Source organism: Sutterella massiliensis, from assembly GCF_016899755.1.
GTDB classification, from domain to species: Bacteria; Pseudomonadota; Gammaproteobacteria; order Burkholderiales; family Burkholderiaceae_F; genus Sutterella; species Sutterella massiliensis.
Genome location: NZ_JACJJC010000105.1, coordinates 1 through 1,168 on the forward strand (window position 1 = coordinate 1; position 1,168 = coordinate 1,168).

A 1,168-nucleotide genomic window follows, 5' to 3' on the forward strand; every position below is an offset into this window, starting at 1 on the left:
CCGTAACTCTGCGTTGAGATCGTTGATCGAGGCAAACGGACGTCCGGCTAACGGACGCATGCAACGTTCTTGAACGAGGCGCACAGCACCTTAGACACTTGCTTTGTGGCGAGGTCTGTTCGGCGTTACCGGAAACGGGGTCGTGCCGTAGTGTTCGCAAAACATGCCGAATGCCTCGCAAACTTTCGGAGCAACGGCATCGGCCTTCGTGACGAGGGCCGTGCTGTTGTCGAGATAGATGTACTGGGGCACGCCACCCAGGAAATTCATAAGCTCGACCAGTGCATCGAGCCAATCGTCCCGCGTCTGCTTGGGTGTGGCGTAGCAGAACGTGTAGTTCGAGTGCGGCAGGATGGCCACAAAGATCTGGACCGACTGTCGCTCCCCTGTTTTAGGGTCCGTCAGATACATCGGGTCGCCCGAGTAGTCGATCATCACAACCTCGCCGGGTTTCCATTCGAAGGTGGCGGTAATCTCGGCAAGGGATACGGGCAGGTGGGCGGCAAACGAGTCGTAATTGCGGCAGAAGGCTGCGTAGGAAAGCGTCCTCTGATTGTCGCCCGCAATGCTGATGTATTGGTTCCAAAGCCTCTTGAGCGGAATGCGGTTGCCCTGGTGTTCGAGATGAACGCAGTCCCAGTCAGGCTCGCAGTAGTTGCTGATCGTGCGCCTCGTGGGCTGTAGCGACGCTATCAGCTCCTCCTGCGTTCGAGATTTGGCCTCTTGCCATGTCAAATTGGCCGCTGCGATGCGGTCAAAATACTTCTTCACGGTCGAAGCTGATAGGCCGACGGCCTTGGCCGTGCGCTGGATGCTTTGCCCCAAGCCGTGATGCTTGATGAGCGAGCGGAGAACTTCAGCAGTTAATGCCATTTTTCTCTCCTAAAATCCGGCAAATTGCCGTAACTCCAGCTTAAGCGGCGTTCGCACTTGTGCGATTTCGGCCATTCGCGAACGCCACGAGTCGCATTCGCGCGAGAGCGACACGCGTTCGACTTTAGAAGATTGCTGTTCACATTTCGCAGACTGTCGTTCGCGTTACGACGACAGCCGCTTTCACTTCGGAGATTCTCGTTCGGGATTCGACGACGAGCGTTCGGTTTTATGCGACGGTCATTCGCAGTTCAGTGAAACCCGTTCGCTCGGACGCGATTCTTCACACTAAGCT

General features: G+C 56.2%; 1 protein-coding gene. It reads right to left on the bottom strand.

The features are described 5' to 3' along the window. Positions 1-90: 90 nt before the first annotated feature. Positions 91-873, bottom strand: a complete 783-nt coding sequence (locus H6A60_RS11555; RefSeq protein WP_205104760.1) for a DDE-type integrase/transposase/recombinase — start codon at positions 871-873, stop codon at positions 91-93. Positions 874-1,168 lie beyond the last annotated feature (295 nt).